Genomic DNA, 20252 nt, shown 5'->3' with positions numbered 1-20252 from the left:
GTTTTGCGAAATTTACTGGTGACGCTGCGGTTTGATGGTCGGACGTTTTGCGGCTGGCAGGTGCAGAAGAATGCCCCCACTATAATGCAGACCTTTCAGGATGCGCTGGAAGCGGTATTAAAGCACCGCCCCGACGTCAAGGGCTGCTCCCGCACCGATTCTGGGGTCAGTGCCGCGATGTACTGTGTTTCGTTTTTTACCGACAACCGTATCCCATGCGAGCGGCTGGTGCCAGCCTTAAACGTTAAGTTACCACCGACCATTGCAGCGACAGCTTGCTGCGAGGTACCGCAGGATTTTCACGCGCGCTATTCCTGCAAGGGCAAACGCTACTGCTACCGCATTTTGAACAGATCGGTTCGCGATCCATTTTATGAGGGGTTGGCGCTTCACCTTCCTTATCGCCTGGATGTCGATTTTTTGCATGCGCAGGCGCAACAATTTATTGGCACCTTTGATTTTGCTGCATTTCAGAATAGCGGCTCATCGATTGTGGACACCGTACGCACAATTTTTGACTGTTCGGTAACGCGTTGTGGTGATCTCATAGAATTTTCGGTCGCGGGCAATGGGTTCCTCTACAACATGGTGCGAATCATGACCGGCACGCTGCTGGACATTGCGCAGGGCAATCTTGAGACTGATAGTATCCCTGATATCATCGCTTCGAGAGACCGTCGCTGGGCCGGTATGACAGCACCTGCGCGTGGGCTAATGCTAATGGAGGTCTATTACGACGAATTATTTTCGGCTGTCGACAAAGCCGACATATAAAAGGATATTTAGCCAGTGGCGAGGCTGATTATTTCTTTGTGTTAGTTTTTACCTAGTCCTAACTTGTAATGGTACCTGAAAGGAGGCGCATGCGTGGGCAGAACCACCGATTTTGAAAAAGAACGCAAGAAATATGCCTTGAAGAAAACCGTGCGGCGCTTGTTTGTGGTGGCGCTGGTTACTACGGTCGCCGTGGTAACCTACGCTCTGCGTTTTGATATTGCCTCGCACGGCTTTGGCGTGATTCTTTCGGATACCATCGCTATGCTTTTTGACCAAACGGGCTATCCCATAGAAATTACGTCTGAACCGCAGCAGCTTACATCGGTTGGCCATCGTGCTGTGTTGGTGACCGAAAACGCGCTCTCGGTGTACAATCAGGCGGGCAAGCAGGTGATAGACGAGCGCACGGTGGGCAAAAACACCCTGGCAGTTTCTGCCGGACGTTATCTTTTAACCTATTCGCGTGGCGGATATGATTTAGAGGTGCGGTCGGGAGAGACAGTGGTATTTTCGCATGAGTTTGACTACCCGATTTATGCTGCTGTCATTTCCCCCACAGGTGCTTGCGCCGTCTCAACGGCGGCTTTGGGCGATCAGTCACAGGTTATTGTCTACGATTCCAACTATACACAACAGTTTTTATGGGTTTCGGCCGAGCGGATTATCTACAATCTGGCACTGGACAAAAATGCGCGCTATATTGCGGTGGGCGGTGTGGGTGTAAACGGCGGCGAACTTGAATCGGTGGTGACCACTTTTGAAATTTCAACCGGTCAGGAGCGCTGCACCCATGTACTTTCGAATGAGCTTCTATTGGCACTCTCGCTATCCGAAGGAGTAGGGGCCACCGCGGTCACCGACCGGGCAGTACATAGTCTGTCCGCCATAGGCGGAAAGAAAAACAGCTATTCGTTGTCGGATGAGCACATCGCAGGTTTTGCCATTTCGCCTGATGGTGCCGTGGCACTGGCTGTCGGTGACTATGAATCGGCGCATACGGTCAGACTGGTTTTGTTAAACGAAAACGCAGTGCCGACGGCGGAGGGTAGTTTTGACCGAAACATTAAAAGTCTGCATTTTTATAACGACGGGCTGATCGCTTTTTTGGGTGACCGGGCGGTTCGCTTTAACGCACAGCTACAAAAGGAGGAAATCACCGAAACGCAGGATGCGATTTGCGCGCAGGTGGTAGGAAAGAGACTTTATTATGCAACCATGCAGCAGATCAACCATGCCGCCATAAGATAGGATTAAGAAGTTGAAGCGATGGCGCATAGTTTGGCGTACACACATCAACTGGTTGGTGATTATGTTAGCCGTGGCAGCGGTTTAACAATATTCTATTTAGGTATCAATGATACATAGGAGGCTAGCCTGTTGATTCTATCGGCGGTTTTATGACATTGGGGAGACATTAAAGCTATGCAGCTGGTGCTGCGGGCTTAGCGTAACGAAGCTGCCCGGACAGAAAGGAAGAAATTCGGATGTCGTGGATTTTGGATGCGCTGACGGTAGGAATTATTGCCGCTTTTGCTATTTCCTCTTACCGAAAAGGCTTTTTAAACACTATTGTCGTATTGCTCGGATCGCTGGGGGCCATGTTTATCGCACTTACCTACAGCCAGCCAGCAGCGGAAGTTATTTACCAGCATTTTTTTAATGAAAAAATATCTACTATGGTGGCAGAACATCTTGGTTCTTTCACCGCTGCCGATGCGGCGGCCTTTGCCAAAAGCATAGAAGATTTGGCAGGTGAAATGCCCGCAATGCTTTCCTCAGCGCTTGAATCCGAGCTGGGAATTTATGTTGGGCAGTGGTATCAGCAGCTGGCTACCAGCGATGCTGCAACGGTAACCGCCGCTATAACCAATACCATTATTGCGCCGATTGCCATCGGTCTGCTGCGGGTAGTGGTGTTTTTTATCATGTTCAGCTTGTTGATGATGTTGGTCAATATCGTTGCAGGGCTTTTGAAAACTGTCAATCATTTACCGGTTATCGGCATGTTCAATGAGCTTCTCGGAGGGGTATTAGGCGCAATACAGGGTATGCTGTATGTGTTCGTTATCTCAGCTGTGCTGTGGTTTTTAATTTCGGCCTCGGGCGGTAAGTTCGGGCCAGTTTCGGCCGAAATGATTGAGCATACAATCATTTTCAAACATTTTTATACAGCCGGGCCTTGGGTCAATTCGACGATAAAACTCATATAAATAAGAAAAACGTAAAAGCTTGCTTCATTGCCAGTTCACAACTGACTGCTAAAATAAAAACAATTCTTATAACATATATAAAATTCCACAAAACCGGGGTGATATCCAATGAATATGCTGTGCAGCCGCTGTAAGCAGCGAATGGCTATGATATTTGTCAGCAAAATTGAAAATGGGCAGCCTGTCAACGAGGGATACTGTATTCAGTGTGCTCGTGAACTTCATATTCCTCAGGTGCAGGAAATGATCGACAAACTGGGCATGTCCGAGGATGACATAGAAAATATTTCCGACCATATGAGCGAGCTCTTTGGCTCGGAGGGTGATTTTGAACCGGGCGGCGCTATGCCGATACCCGGCTTTTTACAGAATTTTATGACCTCATTAACCGGTGGAGAAGCCGCCGCCGAGGAGAATGAGCCGACCGAGCTGGTTGAGGCTACCCCTCCGACGAAAAACACCCGTGAGCGGGAGCGCCCCAAGCGTGAGAAGGCCAAAACCCGCAAATTTTTAGATCAGTATTGTGACGACCTGACCCAAAAGGCCAGAGACGGTAAATTAGATCGCATTATAGGGCGCGACAAAGAGGTTTATCGCGTCATGCAGATATTAAACCGCCGCCAGAAAAATAACCCTTGTCTCATCGGTGAGCCGGGCGTGGGCAAAACGGCTATTGCGGAGGGCATTGCACAGCGTCTGGCCTCGGGCAGCGTGCCGCCCCGCCTGATGGATAAACAGCTTTATTTGCTGGACCTCACCGCGCTTGTTGCCGGGACGCAGTTTCGCGGTCAGTTTGAAAGCCGTGTCAAAGGGCTGGTTGAGGACATCAAGGCCGAGGGCAATGTGATATTATTTATCGACGAGGTTCACAATCTCATCGGTGCAGGGGATGCCGAGGGCTCGATGAACGCCGCTAACATCCTAAAGCCCGCCCTCTCACGCGGGGAAATTCAGGTGATTGGTGCGACCACTTTCAACGAGTATCGAAAGCATATTGAAAAGGACGCTGCACTGGAGCGACGCTTTCAGCCGGTGACGGTTAACGAGCCTTCCATTGAGGAAACGGTGGAGGTGCTCTCCGGAATCAAGGGCTATTATGAAGCGTTTCACCGTGTTAAAGTGTCGGATGAGGTCACACGGCAGGCGGTGGAGATGAGCGAACGCTATATCACCGACCGTTTTTTGCCTGATAAGGCGATTGATCTGTTAGATGAAGCCTGTTCCTGCTGCACACTGGATAACATGGAGCTGGCAGAATATGAGCAGAAAAACCGTGATTATGAAGAATTGCGCCAACAGGAAGCGCAGCTGACCCAAGCGCAAGAGGTTGATTATGCCAATCTTGCGCAGATACGCAGCGAGCTTCTGCGGTTGGAGGCTGCTATCAAAGCGCTGGAGCCGGTGGCCTTGGGTCGCGCTGTGACGGTGGACGATCTCGCTCGCGTCATTGAGCTATGGACCGGTATTCCTGCGGCTAAGATCAAAGAAAGCGAATTGGCCAAGGTTTCGCAACTGACCGACGCGCTTAAAAAACATGTCATTGGGCAGGATGAGGCGGTTGACCTGGTGGCCGCAGCAGTACGCCGCACCCGTGTTCAGCTTTCTGACCGGCGGCGCCCGGCTTCGTTTATCTTTGTCGGTCCGACCGGCGTTGGTAAAACTGAGCTGGTCAAGCGGCTTGCCGAGGCATTGTTTGACACCACTGAACCGCTCATCCGCATCGATATGAGCGAATATATGGAAAAACATTCGGTCTCACGCATTGTCGGTTCACCGCCCGGCTATGTCGGATATGACGAGGCGGGGCAGCTGACCGAAAAGGTACGCCGAAAGCCCTACTCGGTTGTGTTGTTCGACGAGATTGAAAAAGCACACCCCGATGTGCTCAATATCCTGCTTCAGATTCTCGACGAGGGACGCATCACCGATGCACAGGGCAGACGGGTGTCGTTTGAGAATACCGTTATCGTCATGACCTCTAACGCCGGCTCCAATATCAAGGGCGGCTCGGTCGGCTTTGATAAATCGCCCAACGAGGTCTCGCGTGACCGGGCGATGAAAGCCCTTTCAGATTTTTTGCGCCCCGAGTTTCTCGCGCGTATCGACGAAATTGTAGTGTTCAAAAACTTGCGTGTTGAAGATTTCAGGCGCATCGCTGCTTTAATGCTCGACGAAATTAAGGCTCCGTTGAAGCGGCGCGGCATTACGTTTGGCTACGATGAATCTGCGCTTGAGCTGATTGCACAGCGCGCTTTCGGAAAGAAAGCGGGCGCGAGAGACATTCGCCGGGTTATCCGCCGCGAGGTCGAAGACCCGCTGACGCGATTGATTGTGGATGCCGGTGCAGATGTCCCCGCATTGGTTAGCGTCACCGCCAAAAATGAAAAATTAACACTGTTAACGGCATAACATTAAAAAAGCCGGGACAGAAAGTGTAAGGCTTTCTTGTCCTGGCTTTTGTGTTTCGGCAACAAAACTCTTTCAAAGTTTAGGCAATGTCCCCTAGAGCGCTTTCCCGAAGAAAATATTTTATGTTAGAAAAGCTGGTCTTCACTTAGCGTATTGAACCCGCCCTTTTCCAACAGCGCAATGGCTCTTTGGTTGTTATCGGGGCGTAGGATGACCACGGCATTTTTGGGATCGCGCCCCATGAATGCATAGCAGTACTCCACCACCACTTCAGTACCGAGCGCAGCCAGTGCTGCGGACAAACCACCGGGACGATGCGCGATGGCGACAGCGATGACTTCAGTGGTCGAAACGGGGTAACCAACGCTGTGCAATGTTTGGGCAGCTAGTACAGGATCGTTGACAATGAGACGCAGCACACCGAAATCGGTTGTGTCTGCCACCGAAAGAGCTAGAATGTCGATGCCGGCGTTACCAAGGGCGGAGGTGATGTTCGCCAGAATTCCGGCGCGGTTTTCCACAAAGACAGAGATTTGCTTGATGGTCATAACAATTTCCTCCTTTAAAATACGCGTTTGTCAATGACACGTTTGGCTTTACCCTCGCTGCGGGCAATGGTGCTGGGAGAAACGAGCGTTATTTTAGCTGCTATGCCCAGTGTCGACTCCACCGCGTGGCGGATGGTTTCTTCCTTCTCTTCAATCAGGCGTACGGCGTCAAAGGTCATTGAGGGGTCCATTTCCACCTGGATTTCAAGTGTGTCAAGCGACCCCTTACGATTAACAATGAGCAGATAGTGCGGCGGCATACCTAGTTCGAGCAGCACCGACTCCACTTGCGAAGGGAAGACGTTGACCCCGCGGATGATGAGCATGTCGTCACTTCGGCCCGAGACTTTATTCATGCGGACGAACGTGCGTCCGCAGGTGCATTTTTCACGGGTAAGGGATGTGATGTCACGAGTACGGTAGCGAATGAGCGGCAGTGCCTCTTTAGAAATCGTGGTGAATACCAGCTCGCCTTTGGCTCCATCGGGTAGCACCTCGCCGGTGACGGGGTCGATGATTTCAGCGATGAAAAAGTCCTCATGGATGTGCATCCCGCACTGAGCGCTACACTCATAAGAGACACCGGGGCCCATAATCTCAGACAGGCCGTAGATGTCATAAGCCTTAATTCCCAGTAGCGCCTCAATGCGCAGTCGCATTTCCTGCGTCCAAGGTTCAGCGCCGAAAATACCGCATTTGAGCGATATTTCGTCCAGCGAAATACCGGCCTCCTGCAGTGCTTCACCCAAAAACAGCGCATAAGAAGGGGTGGCGCACAACACGGTGGAGCGAAAATCTTTTAGAATTTGAAGCTGTCGCTTGGTATTGCCGGTTGAGGCCGGAATGACCGATGCACCAATCTTGCCAGCGCCGTCGTGCAGGCCTATACCACCGGTAAACAGTCCGTAACCGTAGGAGACATGCACAAAGTCCCTTGAATCGGCGCCAGCGGCCGTTAGCGCGCGCGCGACGCACTCGCTCCACACATTAAGGTCATTTTGAGTATAGCCTACAACCGTCTGCTTTCCTGTCGTACCGGACGAGGCGTGGATGCGCACGACCTTATCCATCGGTACGGCGAACAGCCCATAGGGGTAGTTGTCGCGCAGATCCTGCTTGTAAGTGAACGGCAATTTAGAAAGGTCGTCAACGCTTTTGATATCCTCGGGAGAGATACCGGCTTCGTCAAACTTTGCTCTGTAAAATGAAACATTTTCATAGACGTGTCGCACCGTTTGCGACAGGTGTAGTGACTGCATCGATTTTATCTCGTGTTGGGGTGCGGATTCCATCTGGTTCCAGAACGGCTTTTTCATGTTGATATCCTCCTCGATGCCAAGTTTACCGCGCGTAATACATCCAAATTCCAGCGCGTCGACCTGCGCATATGGTGCTAGTCAGCTAACTCTCCTCGGAAAAGCCTGATGACTGATATTTAACATTTACTATAACACTTTAAAGCGATATGTCAATACAAACAAAGCATGAGTGGTACTTAGCTGATAAAGTGAGACTGGCGTTATGTCCCTCCTTGCGATCAAAGTACCTAAATGGCAGTGCTATCACAGTTGATCTTTAAAAATACGGCATACATTGTCGACCAAATGCATTAAGTATTAAATTGTCGTGAAACGCCCACAATAGTGTCAAACAGTTTTGGAGGCACAACCCTTATGTATAAGCGTTTTCTTGCGGTGTTTTCACTGATAATTCTGCTATTTGGCCTGCTCATTGCGCGAATTTCACTGTTGGCGGTCACTGAGCCGTTGATCGAGGCAGCTCATCAGCAATCGGCAACAGTGCTAAAGGTCGCCGAGACACGCGGTATGATTTACGACCGCAAGCTACGACCGATTACAGGTATCAACACCAAAAACGTGGCCGCGGTGCTGCCCAATGAGCAGGCGGCAAATGTGCTGATGCGTGCTACACCAATTACTAAGCGTGCCGAGCTGCAGCAGCAGCTGACCAAGATGCGCCCGTTTTTGTGGGAGGTGGATTCCGCCTCACTTTATGCCAAGGGGCTTGAAGTTTTTCCAGTACCACAGCGTTATCTTGACGAGCAGCCCGCCGTACACATTATCGGACAGATCGACCCCGCGACGGGGAAGGGTGCCTCGGGACTTGAACGCGCTTACGATTCGCTGCTGACTTCGGCCGGCGGAGTGGTGCAGATGCGCTACGCCACCGACGCTTTACAACGCGGCATTGAAACATCTCCGCCTGAGATTATGGACAGTGGTTATCTAAACGGCGCGGGGCTGGTTTTGACTATCGACCATGACATTCAGGAAATTGCCGAACAGGCCGCTAAAGGTATCGATTGTGGCGCTATTGTAATTATGGATCCCTACACCGGCGATATTCTTGCTTCGGTCAGTGCTCCTGTGTATAACCCAAATAATCCCGCCGAGGCGCTGACCGACGAACGCATGCCGTTTTTTAACCGCGCTTTCGCTGCTTACAGTGTGGGATCCACCTTTAAGATTCTCACGGCTGCTACTGCGCTAGAATCGGGGTTTAGCCCCCGGAGAACTTATTTCTGCCCTGGAAAGATTGAGGTGGTGGATCAAATTTTTCACTGCCACAATCTCAACGGACATGGCACGTTGGATATGCAGGAAGCGCTGAACCATTCCTGTAATCCCTATTTCATCTCGCTTGCGCTGGAAATCGGCGGACCAGCGCTGGCTTATAAGGCGCAACAGTTGGGGTTTGGCAGCCGGTTTGAAGCAGCACCGGGCTATTTTACTGCCGCAGGCGGCCTGCCCACCTTACAGGAGCTTAGCGCCCCGGCAGCGGTGGCCAACTTTGGTTTTGGGCAGGGTGTGCTAACCGCCACACCGATTCAGATGGCCACATTGGTATCGGCTATTGCCAATGGCGGAGGCGCTGTCACCCCGAGGCTGGTGGCAGGCACCACCACAGACGGTAAGGAGATCACAACCGCCACGGCGACCTATTCTCCTCGCTTTGTTTTTCGTGAGCAAGCTGCACAGCAGGTTAAAGACATGATGGTCAATGTCGTGAACGAAGGCAGCGGCAAAAACGCCCAGCCCGAGCACGGTGGAGCAGGCGGAAAAACCGCCTCGGCGCAAACAGGTCAGTTTAAGGATGGTGAAGAGATTGTCCACGCATGGTTTTCAGGTTTTTATCCCGCCGGGCAGCCACAGTACACCATTGTGGTGCTGGTCGAGGGGGGAGATTCCGGCTCGGATGTAGCCTGCCCAGTTTTTAAGGAAATTGCCGACGGACTTTATGAACTAAAGCAAAAATAAAGTAGGCTCTAGGTGGGCCCGCGTTACAAGAGGTAAGTAGGCCGGCTGGTCTTATTCGCACTCTAACAAAACTAAAACAGGCAGTATGAATAACTTTTTGCGGGAGAGAAGCAGATTTTCCGGCACCTTAATATATTATTAATAAGAGGGATTGGGTTAAAAAGCTCTAATATTCAAAACTCTCAGTATAATTATGAACCAAGTTACATTTAATTGTGTCTTTAGACTGCGCTTTATCCGGTAATTAAGGGAAAATTGACACTTAAATTATAAAGATCGGCGCTAAAGATTGGAAAAAGTGACGAAGCCATATGGCTAAAATATGATAATATGTAAATTTTGTTTTCACATGCGGGTTTTGTATTGAGATTTTATGAGAAAGTTGCTATAATAGCTCACGTTAAAGAGAACAGGACAAATATCAATTATTTTTATATGGAAACGGTTACCATTCTAGTTGACTTGATTTTCATGACCAAAAGAGGTATATTAAACTATACCGTTTCCTAAACTTTATACAATTTGGAAAGGAGAGGGTGCTTTGAGCGACAAAAATCGCAGAATTGCTGAAGATCATTCTGCTGAAGCAAAGCCTGCGCAAGCATCATCTTCAAATAAGTTGCAAGCGCTTGCGCAAAAAATGCTGCAAAGAGTTTTGCGTGTTTTATGCTTTATCGGGCTGCTGCATATTCGAAAATACCGTTTCTTCAAGCGCGGCTTGCGAAACGTCAGAGATATGCTTGGACTTTTGCTGCGTGCCATAGGTCACAGGCTTTTTTGTAGTGTGCGCATTTTTTCGGTACGAAACAGCTTGTCGTTTGACTTGACCATCGACCTGCTGCGAACGTTAAAGCGTGGCAGCGCTGCTGCCCGAAAACGGGGCTTGGGCACATTGATTGGTTATTGGGCCATGGTGACAGCGGCATTTATCACACGGGCCGTTGCGCGGTTGTTCAGTTCAATTAACTATGTTGCGCCGGTTTTGGCGGCTGCCGTATTCCTTATCGTGATTAACGGCGCCCTCAACATGACCTTTGCTTTGCGCGTTTTCTACAACGGCGAGGAAATTGGCTATATTGCAGACGAATCGGTGTTTGAAAACGCCGAAAAGCAGATGCTGGGCCGTATCGTGTTTGAGGATTACATTAAACCTGAGGATACCATACCGGAATTCACCATTGCCGCTGTACGCGAAGGAGATTTGCTCTCTGAAGACCGGCTGACCGACGAATTGATTAAGGCTTCTGGTAACGAGCTGGCGCAGGCGACAGGATTATATGTTGACAACCGCTTTTTAGGGGCGGTTACCGAGCGTCGTCAGCTGTTGTCGTTACTTGATACCATTAAGAACCAATATCGTTCGGACGACGAACAGTCTAATGAAATGGTGGAGTTTGTCAAGGATGTCGAGGCTCGTGACGGGCTCTATCCGGTGACTTCAGTGGTGAATATCGGTGAGATGCAGGATGAGGTTAACCGTGAGGAAGAGGCTCAGCGTATTTACACCACCGTCCAGGGTGACGCGCCCATCATCATTGCGCAGAAAAACGGCATTCCTTATTCCCAGCTCAAGCAACTCAACCCCGATATTGAAAAATCGCTGTTGGTCGGGCAGGAAGTGCTGGTCAAAAAGTCGGTGCCGGTGCTTGAAGTCAAGGTTGTCCGAAAAGAAACGGTCGAGGAAGAAGTTAATTTTAAGATTGAACAAATTCAGGACACCAGCAGATACCAAGGCTATGTCAAGGTGACCCAAAAGGGACAGAAGGGTACTTCGCTTGTAATCAGCGAGGTTACCTATATTGACGGCCTTGAGGTGGATCGTACCGTGCTAGATACTCGGGTGATCAAAGAACCGATCAATGAGAAAGTCGTGGTGGGTGGCAAGACGCCGCTTGCCCAGCTACCCTCTTCGGCGCACAGTACCAGTTCCAACTTTATCTGGCCGGTTGCCGGCGGCTATGTCAGTTGTGGCTTCTATGGTTATTGGGGCCACACCGGAATGGATATCGCAGCTAACACCGGAACTGCGGTTTATGCTGCTGCGTCTGGAACGGTGACCAAGGCGGTCTATAATTCAACCGGTTATGGTTACCACATCATTATTAATCACGGCGGTGGCGTTGAGACGCTTTACGGCCACAACTCCAAGCTATATGTTAAGGCTGGTGACTGGGTTGAGCAGGGGCAGCTGATTGCCGCTATCGGTCGTACCGGACGTGCGACCGGACCGCACTGCCATCTTGAGGTGCGAATTAACGGTAAGTATATGAACCCCGCCAACTATATCGGCACCCGCAACCCCTATTCGTGATTTGGCGTTTGCAAGAATATTTAAAACGGCGCAAGGCTGATGCCTTGCGCCGTTTTATGTGGTAAAAGAGGCCCGCTCTATGTCAGAGTTTCTTTTCGTACAGATAAAAGAGGCCTTTTCTAAAGGTGGTTTCGCCAACTTTTATGTAATCTAGCTTTTCATAAAGCTTTATTGCATTTGAATTTTTAGGGAATGAATCAAGCCGGAGAACGTCAACTCCTTCGCTTTTTAGAAGCGTTTCGATATATTGTATGGCTTGCTTGGCGACGCCCTTCCCCTGATAGATGGGGTTGACGCACAGCCGGTGCAGGACTGAGAAACATAGGCTAGAGTATAACCAATTGCCACCTTCATAGCCTTCCCATTGTTCGTCGTTGAGAACAAAAGCGCAAGCAATGATACCGTCCATCAGGCCGATAGTCATTTCACCATTGGCGATATCCTGTTCGATAACTGCTTGTGTGGGGTAGATATCATCCCACTGATCAATGCCGGATGCTTGCATGCGGATGATTGCTTCACGATAAATTTTAAAAACTTCGGATGTCTCTGAGGGGACCGCCTTTCTGAATTCCATGGCCTAACCTGCTTTCTACAACGGATTTATAGCGCTATTATGGCACAAAATGATTGATTCGGCAAGCCAACATATATTTTGTAGGCTAGAATCCTGATCGTTGATGTCAACCTCTTACACTGTTTCGGTTGACGGAACGGATGGGAATAGGTATAATCAACGGTATCAAAGCAAGGGGAGGCTTTAATATGTCGGTAAAAAAAGCGGTGCTGGCCATGTTGGAAACGCACCGCGCACAGGATATTTCAGGTGAGCAGATGGCGCAGGAGCTGGGCGTTTCCCGCGCGGCGGTGTGGAAAGCAATCAACAGCCTTAAAGCGCAAGGGTACCCAATATCGGCAACCACTAACCGCGGTTATCGGTTGGGGGAACAGTCCGATCTGCTTTCGGCTGAAGGTATCCGGCCCCATGTTATGTCTCAGTTAAGCGAAAGAGATATTTTTGTTTTTGAAACGATAGATTCTACAAATCTTGAAGCAAAGCGCCGCGCTATGCTGGGTGGCGGGCACTTTACCGCAATCGTTGCCGATCAGCAAACAATGGGACGTGGGCGGTTTGGGCGCAGTTTTTTTTCACCCCCGGGCTGTGGCGTCTATATGAGCTTGTTGCTAAAGCCCACACCGCAGCAAATTTCAGACGCAACGCTGCTTACCACGGCAGCAGCGGTGGCGGTGTGCCACGCCATAGAAGCGTTGACCCCGATGCGCCCTGAGATTAAGTGGGTCAATGACATTTACTTGGACGGTAAAAAGCTTTGCGGCATTCTCACCGAAGCAGTTACCGACCTTGAAAGTGGCGCGATTGAAAGCGTTGTTATCGGCTTGGGCATCAACTTTAAACAGCCCGAAACTGCGTTGCCTGAGGAGGTGGCGGCGGTAGCGGGTACGCTTTTTGGGGCAGAGCAGCCCAGCATTTCACGAAATCGCCTGGTCGCCGAGATTATCAACAGACTGTTTACATTATGGGGCGAGCTTTCTACCCGCGCATTTTTATCCGACTACCGCAGTCGTTCCATGTTGCTCGGTCAGGAGATCGTCTTTTCGCGTGCAGGCGAAAAATTCGCCGCCATTGCCGAAGAAATCGACGATGACGGCGCGCTGGTTGTGAGGATGCAAAATGGGGAGCGGGTTACCTTGCGTTCTGGAGAGGTCAGCGTTCGGCCTGTTAATGCAGCGTCAACCCTGCCGTTTGTAGGCGGGTGCGAAGAACCGGCGCAATAAGCAGTGCGGCGGTCGCTTTTCCGATATCCCCTGGAATAAAGGGGATAACGCCTGCGGCAAGCCCCTTAGTGAAGGTGAGACCCAGTAGGTGGCTAAGCCAGAGTGTACCTATAAGATAGCAGCAGACGGTGCCAAGGATGATGCCTGATGCATGAATCAGGCGGTTGTTTGGAAAACGCTTGATTGCCAAACCCTCAAACAGAATGATGAAAAAATAACCCAGCATATAGCCACCGGTCGGCCCCAGAAGCTTTGGTAGGCCGCCTGAATAACCTGAAAAAACGGGTAGCCCGACTGTGCCCAGCAAAATGTAGATCAGGCAGCACAGCGCGGCTCTGCGGGTGCCGAGCAGATAGGGATAAAAATAGATGACCAGCGTACCCAGCGAGATGGGTACTAGCCCCGGTAGTGGAATGGAGAGCGGGCCAAGCGCACACATAATGGCGGTCATCAGCCCCATAAAGGTCAATTCACGCGTCGTAATCTTATTTTCAGTCATGGGGATCATCCTTTACAAGCATATTTCTGAATTGCAGTATACGATAAAAATGGAAATATGTCAACCTTATTTATCGAAAGGTTTACAATAGCGCTAAAAACAACAATGCACCGGCTTTAAAAGCCGGTGCATCATTAATTTTCTAACGTTATCATACCACAATTTGAACCAAATTTCAAGACTTGTAATTGACTGTAACGGTGCATATGATAGAGTCAGCAGAAAACTAAGTTCATGCTACAAAGAAAGGGTGCGCATAACTATGGATAACCAGCATGCACTTTCACTGGTGACGATGCAGAAGTCTCAGGCGATGGCAGAATTAAGGGATAGTAACCATCTCGCAGGGCGATACGGCTTGTCGCTTTCTGAGACACAAATCACCAACCTTGTCGCGCAGCGTTTTGAGGTGTTGCAAAGCACAGGGAGAATCGAATTTGGGGTCGGTGTTCTCTCAAAACTGGTTGAGGCGTTTTGCGATTCGGTTTATATCACGCAGGAGAATTATGAGGAGAGTATTGCGACGTTGCAGGAGTTATTTTATTTTTATAAAAATGAGTCGCTCGATACGTTCTCTGACGATGAGCTGATTGAATTTATGCGCAGTAATTTTGATGGACCCTGTCAGGGTTCGCTCGATTATCTGGGTGACACCTCCCTAGAGGCACTTTGTCGCAATGCCCGATATGCCAAGAACGGCATCATTGGCTCATATGAGGAGGATGATGAGGGCATCGATGAAGATGATTGGGACGAGGAGTATTGATCAGCCGAAAGGGAGGAGCGAATTCCATGCACGAAAACGAGGGGCTGATGCAGCTTTTTGTGCCTGAAGAGTTACCAGCGCGTAATGCTGTACAAACAGGCGGAGATTTTAATGCAGCACTGCTTAAACTGTTAGCTATGCGTACTGAGCGGTATACCATGGGAGAGAGCAGCTCAGTAACGGTGGAAATGGCGCAGACACTGCTTGAATCCATTCGCTATACGCTGGCATTGGGGTGCGAAGCGCAAGGGTTCAATCTAGCTGCGCTGCCGGCGGATACGTCGCTACCTGCGCTGTTGCTGATCGGTCAGGCCGAGGCCGAGCGGCGTGTCAAGATGGGGCAAAAGCTTTTCAAGCACGCAAAGTCGCTACTGTCGGATATTGATGATCCTGCGCTGCAAGAGACACTATCGGGTATTGGACAGTTTTTTAAGCGCTATGACCTGTGGTTTTTCGCGCATGATATCCCCTGCGCCATTGATTATATTTTAGACACACCCATCTCGGAAGATTTGCAGGGCATCGATTATGTCAACACCTATCTCAGAGCGCTCATGGTCGAGGGGCGGGCGGTGCCATTGCGGCGCAAAGAAGAGGAAGCGCGCCTGAACGCGTTACTAGCGCAGGAGGAGTTTCAGTATACTGAAGGCGAAGTAGCACATGATGACGCGCTGCGGTCGCTTATTGAGGAGCTAAATGACTGCCGCTGTGCCGGTGAGAAAGCGGCACTGGTCACATCCACGGTACGTAGCTTGCGCGATATGACCGAGGTTTTAGACGTTTGCTTCTGGGAAGATGAAAGCATCGCCGTTTTTGAGCTGATGGGAAGGTCTGAACTGGCACTGCTTTATCGTTTTGTGCAAAACAGGTCAAAAGAAAAGCGCTCGCCCACTGGATGGGAGCAAGCGCTTACGAATTATATTTCGGATAAAATCAAAACGTCTCGCCGGACAAAAACGCCTTGATTTTCTTTTCCGCAGCGATGGCGTCGTGATAACCTAACTGCGCAGCAGCGCTCAACCGATGGGGGTCCTTTTCAAATCGCCCGATTTCAAGCGGATTTTCAGGGGCGATGATGAGGGCATCCCCCTCGGCTTCGAGTGCGCGCAAATCCTCTAGTGTGCGATTATAGATGAGATAGCGGCGATCCATCAGCTCAATGAGTGCGGGATAATTGCGGTACATCACTTTGTAGAGCGAGCGCAGTTTTTCAGGCTGCTTGCGGTAGGCACGATCTCGAGTCAGTACCACGACCAACCGATCGCAGCCGTCGGCCAACGCTTTTTTAAACGGGATGGGGTCGGAGGTACCACCGTCGAGATACTGTTTACCGCGAAATGACACCATTGGTGAAAAGCAGGGAATAGACGATGAGGCGCACAGGGCGGTGGAATCGTGGTCAAGTGCTTCCTTGGTGAAATAATCCGGGCGACCGAGATTGACGTCGGTTACCCCAACGACAAACTCGGTGGGGCTCGCTAAGAAAGCCTCATAATCAAAGGGATCCAGCTCATCGGGCACCGTCTTGAACAGAAAGTTCATGCCGAAAAGTGAGCGTTCGTGTACTAGGTTTGAAAAGCTTATGTAGCGCTTATCCAGAATATGGCGGGTATTAATGCGGTAGTTTCGGCCCTTTTGCTGCGCAACGTAAGAAACACCGTTGCAGGCGCCCGCCGAAACACCGATGACATAATCAAAAGAGATATCGGCGTTCAAAAAGCGGTCGAGCACACCGATGGTGTACATGCCACGCATGCCGCCGCCTTCTAAAACCAGTCCGGTCTTCATCAACAAAACATCTCCCTGTTTTAAATATTCCTTGTGTCAATATAATAGCATATTTTGAACAAAAAAGCAGCGAAGATTTCGGCTTATAGCAGAAATGCCTTGATTACAACTCGCCAGACTGCCTATCCATCCGTAACTGCAGATTCAAGGCGAATACTCCGGTGGAAAAAGAGAAGGGGAAACGGTTATGTCTTTATTTGGCATCGATTTCCATGAAAAGTGCGCAACCAGTTCCTGTGCTGTGGCCGGTTCCGGGCGGTCAATCAGCCCGACGAGAAAAGCGAGACGACCCAAAAGTACCGGTGCCGTAAAGCGCTGTCGCAGGACCCCCATATCCATATCGCGGTCGCGCTTTGAAAGGCGTCTGCCATCGGGGGACAGCAACAGCGGCAGATGACCAAACTCAGGTGGCTCAAACCCAAGCGCACGGTATAAAAACAGCTGACGTGGGGTAGAATCAAGAAGATCACGTCCACGCACAACCTCGGTGACCCCCATCAAAGCGTCGTCTATGACAACAGCCAGCTGATAGGCAAAAACACCGTCAGAGCGTCGGATGATAAAGTCTCCGCAGTCTCCGTGCAAATTTTCTGAAAACAAACAACCATTTTTGTCCGTAAAAGAAAAGACTTCGTCCGGTGCCACAATGCGCAAAGCGGGGCGGCGGTTTTCTAAAAGCACCGCTTGCTGGGTTTTGGTCAGGCTGCGGCAGCACCCGCTATATAACAGACGCCCGTCGGAGCGATGTGGGGCTGAAGCCGCGTGAAGTTCATCACGGCTACAAAAACAGGGGTAGAGCTGTTCCTGCTCGGCCAATTGGGTGAGCACCCGTTCATAAATCGCACTGCGCTGGCTTTGGCAGTAGGGCGCGTGCGGGCCTGCCGCATGAAGACCACCCTCGTCCCATGGTAGCCCCAACCAACGCAGGTCATCTTCGAGCTGTTCAGCGTAGGAAATGCGGCAGCGTGCGGGATCAAGATCCTCTATGCGTAGCAGCAGGCTTCCATTTTGACTTCTGACCGACAGCCATGCTAGCAATGCACAAAAAACATTGCCAAGATGCATTCTGCCGCTGGGGCTTGGGGCAAACCTGCCTTTTATCTGTGCCATTTACCGTCGCTCCCTTTTGTTTTATGCTTTAATTTTAAGATCGGTGGGCTTTTGTGTCAAGCGGCTACCAGCCAGAGAATAACAGGGACTGTTGTTATTAGGTGTTTTGAGTTCGGCGAATGGTATTAAACCGATATATGTCGCTTGGTTTACATTCCAAAAAGTTTATAGCTCAGTTTAAAAATATTCACACCGTCAGGTTATAATAATTATAATACAATAACTGCGGGATACTAAAGGGCAACAATCTTGCCGTTTGCCCGAAAACGAAAGGAGATGCTTTGCATGAAAAAATTATTACTATTGGCCGCTGTGGCGGCTGCCGCTGCACTGGTTGCCAAAAAACTGATGCCCACTCAAAATAAGAATGACGCCGAAATTGTCACTGACGTCATTTATGATGACGCTGCCGAGGCGCCAGTAGAGACAAGTGAGCCGTCGCCAACCGCCACCGATTCATCGCCTGAAACGGAAGAAGAGGTGCCACCAGAAACGCTAATTGACATTGAAAATAGTTAAAACCTATAAGAAACAGCGTTGATTCAGCTTTAACATTGTTGCATTTTTCTCTTTTATCTTGGATGCGATCTGTGTTATCATATTTACAATTCCTTCATAGGAGCGTAACACCATGAAACAAAACCTGTCTACAGTAAAATACTTTTATTATTACTTTAGCTTTGCCTTTTACTTTTTTGGCAAGGCTTATTCGTATTTTGCTGCAAACAGAATTCCACAAGGTGTTCAGCCGGTTTTAGATTAAAACGGTGTGAAATTTGTCGAGTGTGGGCTTCGCAGTGAAATACTGCGAAGCCCTTTTTGTTTCTAAAAAATACCAAAAAGTCACAATGCGTGATTAAAATGATTCGGAGGGAACACAAATGGTAGTGGTTTTAAAGCAGAATCCCGACCCCAAGCAGCTGGAGAATTTGATCGCATGGCTCAAGAGCTTGAATTTACAGATACACCTTAGCGAGGGTAACAGCTATATCGTTCTCGGTCTGGTGGGAGATACCTCAGACGTTGATATCGACCTGATTCAGGCGCTGGATATTGTGGCCTCGGTCAAACGCATTCAGGAGCCGTATAAAAACGCCAATCGCAAGTTCCACCCTGACAACACCATCATCACCGTCGGAGAAGCGGTGTTCGGCGACGGTAGCTGCCCGATTGCCGCGGGCCCCTGTTCGGTGGAGTCGGAGACTCAGATTATCGAAGTTGCTAAAGCAGTCAAGGCTTCCGGCGCAAAACTGTTGCGCGGCGGTGCTTTCAAGCCGAGAACCTCCCCCTATGCCTTTCAGGGCATGCGGGCAGAAGGCATCAAACTCCTGATTGAAGCCAAAAAGGCGACCGGTCTGCCCATTGTATCCGAGTTGATGGATATTTCTCAACTGTCATTGTTTGAAGAGGTTGATATCATACAGGTGGGTGCGCGGAATATGCAGAACTTTGAACTGCTTAAAGAGCTGGGCAAAACCGACCGGCCGATTTTGTTGAAGCGCGGGCTTTCAAACACTCTTCAGGAGCTGTTGATGAGCGCAGAATATATCCTGGCGGGCGGCAACGAGCGGGTAATCCTTTGTGAGCGTGGCATCCGCACCTTTGAGACGGCTACGCGCAATACACTTGATCTTTCAGCGATTCCGATGCTTAAAAGCATGACTCACCTACCGGTGATTGTCGACCCGAGTCACGCCTGTGGCATTGCCAGCCTAGTCAAGCCGATGGCAATGGCGTCGGCGGCCTGCGGCGCAGACGGGTTGATTATTGAGGTGCACAACGACCCGGCACACGCCAAATGCGACGGCCCACAGTCACTGACACCTGAGGCGTTCGAAGACGTGGCGAAATGTGTCGCCAAAATCTTACCCAATAGTTTTAAAATTGCGTAAACCGTTTTAAGGAGATATGACATGAATATTGCAGTGGTAGGCATGGGCCTGATAGGCGGCTCATTTGCCCGGACGATCAAACACAAAACTGAGCATACGGTATTTGGCGCGGACGCCAACATGCAGGCGTTGTATCAGGCACGGCTGGTGGGGGCAATTGATGACATCCTCGATGACGAAAAGCTCTCTTCCTGCGAGATGGTGATTATTGCCCTTTATCCGCAGGCGGCAATTGACTGGCTGGCGGCCAATGCCGGGCATATTGCCAAAACCGCCATCGTGACCGACACCTGCGGCGTTAAGCAGGCGGTGTGCAGCGGATGCCACGCCATTGCGCAAGAGTATGGCTTTTGCTATATCGGCGGACACCCGATGGCGGGTGTTGAGCACAGTGGTTTTGATCATTCGCGCTGCAACATGTTTGAAAACGCTTCAATAGTACTGACACCGCTGAAGGGGGTGCCAATTGCCGAGGTGGACCGTCTGAAGAAATTTATGCAGACACTGGGCTTTACTAAAACGGTGATTACCGACCCCGCTGAGCACGATCGAATGATTGCTTACACCTCGCAGCTGGCACATGTTGTTTCAAGTGCGTATGTACAGTCCCCCTGTGCGCTGGGGCACAAGGGCTTTTCAGCGGGTAGCTACCGCGATATGACCCGTGTAGCGACCCTAAACGAGGATATGTGGACGGAATTGATGTTAGATAATTACGAGCCGCTGGCTGAACAGCTCGATGCTTTGGTTGAGCGACTTCAGGAGTTTAGTGTTGTAATAAAGGCCAGAAATAAAGATAGACTGCACACCATGCTGCGTGCAGGACGCGAGCAAAAGGCGCAGGCGGACGGAAAGGTGCTGTGAAGC

General features: G+C 50.2%; 19 protein-coding genes. 13 read left to right on the top strand and 6 right to left on the bottom strand.

The genetic code is table 11. The annotated features are described in order from the left end of the window. Window positions 1-3 precede the first annotated feature (3 nt). From truA to RBH76_05475, 4 genes are all read left to right on the top strand, one after another. A complete protein-coding gene (gene truA / locus RBH76_05490) occupies window positions 4-774 on the top strand; it encodes a tRNA pseudouridine(38-40) synthase TruA (protein ID WMJ84872.1) in 771 nt (256 codons plus the stop codon). A gap of 93 nt (window positions 775-867) precedes the next feature. Beyond that, complete coding sequence (locus RBH76_05485; protein ID WMJ84871.1) at window positions 868-2025, top strand: DUF5711 family protein; 1158 nt, start codon at window positions 868-870, stop codon at window positions 2023-2025. A gap of 236 nt (window positions 2026-2261) precedes the next feature. Further along, the gene (locus tag RBH76_05480) at window positions 2262-2987 is read left to right on the top strand and encodes a CvpA family protein (GenBank protein ID WMJ84870.1); all 726 of its coding nucleotides are present in this window, start codon (window positions 2262-2264) and stop codon (window positions 2985-2987) included. Window positions 2988-3101: 114 nt separating this feature from the next. After that, complete coding sequence (locus RBH76_05475; protein WMJ85207.1) at window positions 3102-5396, top strand: ATP-dependent Clp protease ATP-binding subunit; 2295 nt, start codon at window positions 3102-3104, stop codon at window positions 5394-5396. Between the two features lie 125 nt (window positions 5397-5521). Here the strand turns inward: RBH76_05475 and RBH76_05470 are convergent, their stop codons facing one another. Then, entirely contained in the window at window positions 5522-5944 is a 423-nt protein-coding gene (locus RBH76_05470) for an ACT domain-containing protein (GenBank protein ID WMJ84869.1), read from the bottom strand. 14 nt (window positions 5945-5958) lie between these two features. Further along, window positions 5959-7260: a phenylacetate--CoA ligase gene (locus tag RBH76_05465; protein WMJ84868.1), complete on the bottom strand. Its 1302-nt coding sequence runs from the start codon at window positions 7258-7260 to the stop codon at window positions 5959-5961. Window positions 7261-7617: 357 nt separating this feature from the next. On the opposite strand from RBH76_05465, the gene RBH76_05460 reads away from it, so the two are divergent. Then, window positions 7618-9222: a penicillin-binding protein 2 gene (locus RBH76_05460; protein ID WMJ84867.1), complete on the top strand. Its 1605-nt coding sequence runs from the start codon at window positions 7618-7620 to the stop codon at window positions 9220-9222. 541 nt (window positions 9223-9763) lie between these two features. Then, entirely contained in the window at window positions 9764-11533 is a 1770-nt protein-coding gene (locus RBH76_05455; protein WMJ84866.1) for a peptidoglycan DD-metalloendopeptidase family protein, read from the top strand. Window positions 11534-11615: 82 nt separating this feature from the next. Here the strand turns inward: RBH76_05455 and RBH76_05450 are convergent, their stop codons facing one another. Then, a complete protein-coding gene (locus RBH76_05450) occupies window positions 11616-12110 on the bottom strand; it encodes a GNAT family N-acetyltransferase (protein WMJ84865.1) in 495 nt (164 codons plus the stop codon). A gap of 188 nt (window positions 12111-12298) precedes the next feature. Here RBH76_05450 and RBH76_05445 point away from each other — a divergent pair, with 188 nt between their 5' ends. Next, entirely contained in the window at window positions 12299-13330 is a 1032-nt protein-coding gene (locus tag RBH76_05445; protein WMJ84864.1) for a biotin--[acetyl-CoA-carboxylase] ligase, read from the top strand. On the opposite strand, the gene RBH76_05440 is transcribed toward RBH76_05445, so the two are convergent. Beyond that, window positions 13275-13829: a biotin transporter BioY gene (locus RBH76_05440; protein ID WMJ84863.1), complete on the bottom strand. Its 555-nt coding sequence runs from the start codon at window positions 13827-13829 to the stop codon at window positions 13275-13277. The genes RBH76_05445 and RBH76_05440 overlap by 56 nt on opposite strands. 262 nt (window positions 13830-14091) lie before the next feature. Between RBH76_05440 and RBH76_05435 the strand changes: the two genes are divergently transcribed. Together RBH76_05435 and RBH76_05430 are read left to right on the top strand one after the other, a co-directional pair. Then, a complete protein-coding gene (locus tag RBH76_05435) occupies window positions 14092-14595 on the top strand; it encodes a DUF6323 family protein (GenBank protein ID WMJ84862.1) in 504 nt (167 codons plus the stop codon). A 26-nt stretch (window positions 14596-14621) separates the two neighbouring features. Further along, on the top strand, window positions 14622-15560 hold the full coding sequence (locus RBH76_05430; protein ID WMJ84861.1) for a DUF6179 domain-containing protein: 939 nt from the start codon (window positions 14622-14624) through the stop codon (window positions 15558-15560). On the opposite strand, the gene RBH76_05425 is transcribed toward RBH76_05430, so the two are convergent. Further along, window positions 15529-16383: a patatin family protein gene (locus tag RBH76_05425; GenBank protein WMJ85206.1), complete on the bottom strand. Its 855-nt coding sequence runs from the start codon at window positions 16381-16383 to the stop codon at window positions 15529-15531. The two genes, RBH76_05430 and RBH76_05425, sit on opposite strands and share 32 nt — an antisense overlap. 144 nt (window positions 16384-16527) lie before the next feature. After that, window positions 16528-17493 (bottom strand): tRNA glutamyl-Q(34) synthetase GluQRS, encoded by a 966-nt coding sequence (gene gluQRS / locus RBH76_05420; protein WMJ84860.1) that lies wholly within the window; start codon window positions 17491-17493, stop codon window positions 16528-16530. 285 nt (window positions 17494-17778) lie between these two features. On the opposite strand from gluQRS, the gene RBH76_05415 reads away from it, so the two are divergent. From RBH76_05415 to RBH76_05400, 4 genes are all read left to right on the top strand, one after another. Next, window positions 17779-18012 (top strand): DLW-39 family protein, encoded by a 234-nt coding sequence (locus tag RBH76_05415; GenBank protein ID WMJ84859.1) that lies wholly within the window; start codon window positions 17779-17781, stop codon window positions 18010-18012. Window positions 18013-18124: 112 nt separating this feature from the next. Continuing rightward, window positions 18125-18256, top strand: coding sequence for a hypothetical protein (locus RBH76_05410; protein ID WMJ84858.1), 132 nt, complete (start codon window positions 18125-18127; stop codon window positions 18254-18256). Window positions 18257-18374: 118 nt separating this feature from the next. Beyond that, complete coding sequence (gene aroF / locus RBH76_05405; GenBank protein ID WMJ84857.1) at window positions 18375-19385, top strand: 3-deoxy-7-phosphoheptulonate synthase; 1011 nt, start codon at window positions 18375-18377, stop codon at window positions 19383-19385. A gap of 21 nt (window positions 19386-19406) precedes the next feature. Then, window positions 19407-20249 carry a prephenate dehydrogenase gene (locus RBH76_05400; protein ID WMJ84856.1) on the top strand — a complete coding sequence of 281 codons (843 nt, stop codon included), beginning with the start codon at window positions 19407-19409 and terminating at the stop codon, window positions 20247-20249. The last annotated feature ends 3 nt before the right edge of the window (window positions 20250-20252 follow it).

This window comes from Oscillospiraceae bacterium MB24-C1, from assembly GCA_030913685.1.
GTDB lineage: Bacteria > Bacillota > Clostridia > Oscillospirales > Ruminococcaceae > Yanshouia.
This window is presented reverse-complemented; position numbering and strand designations above follow the sequence as displayed.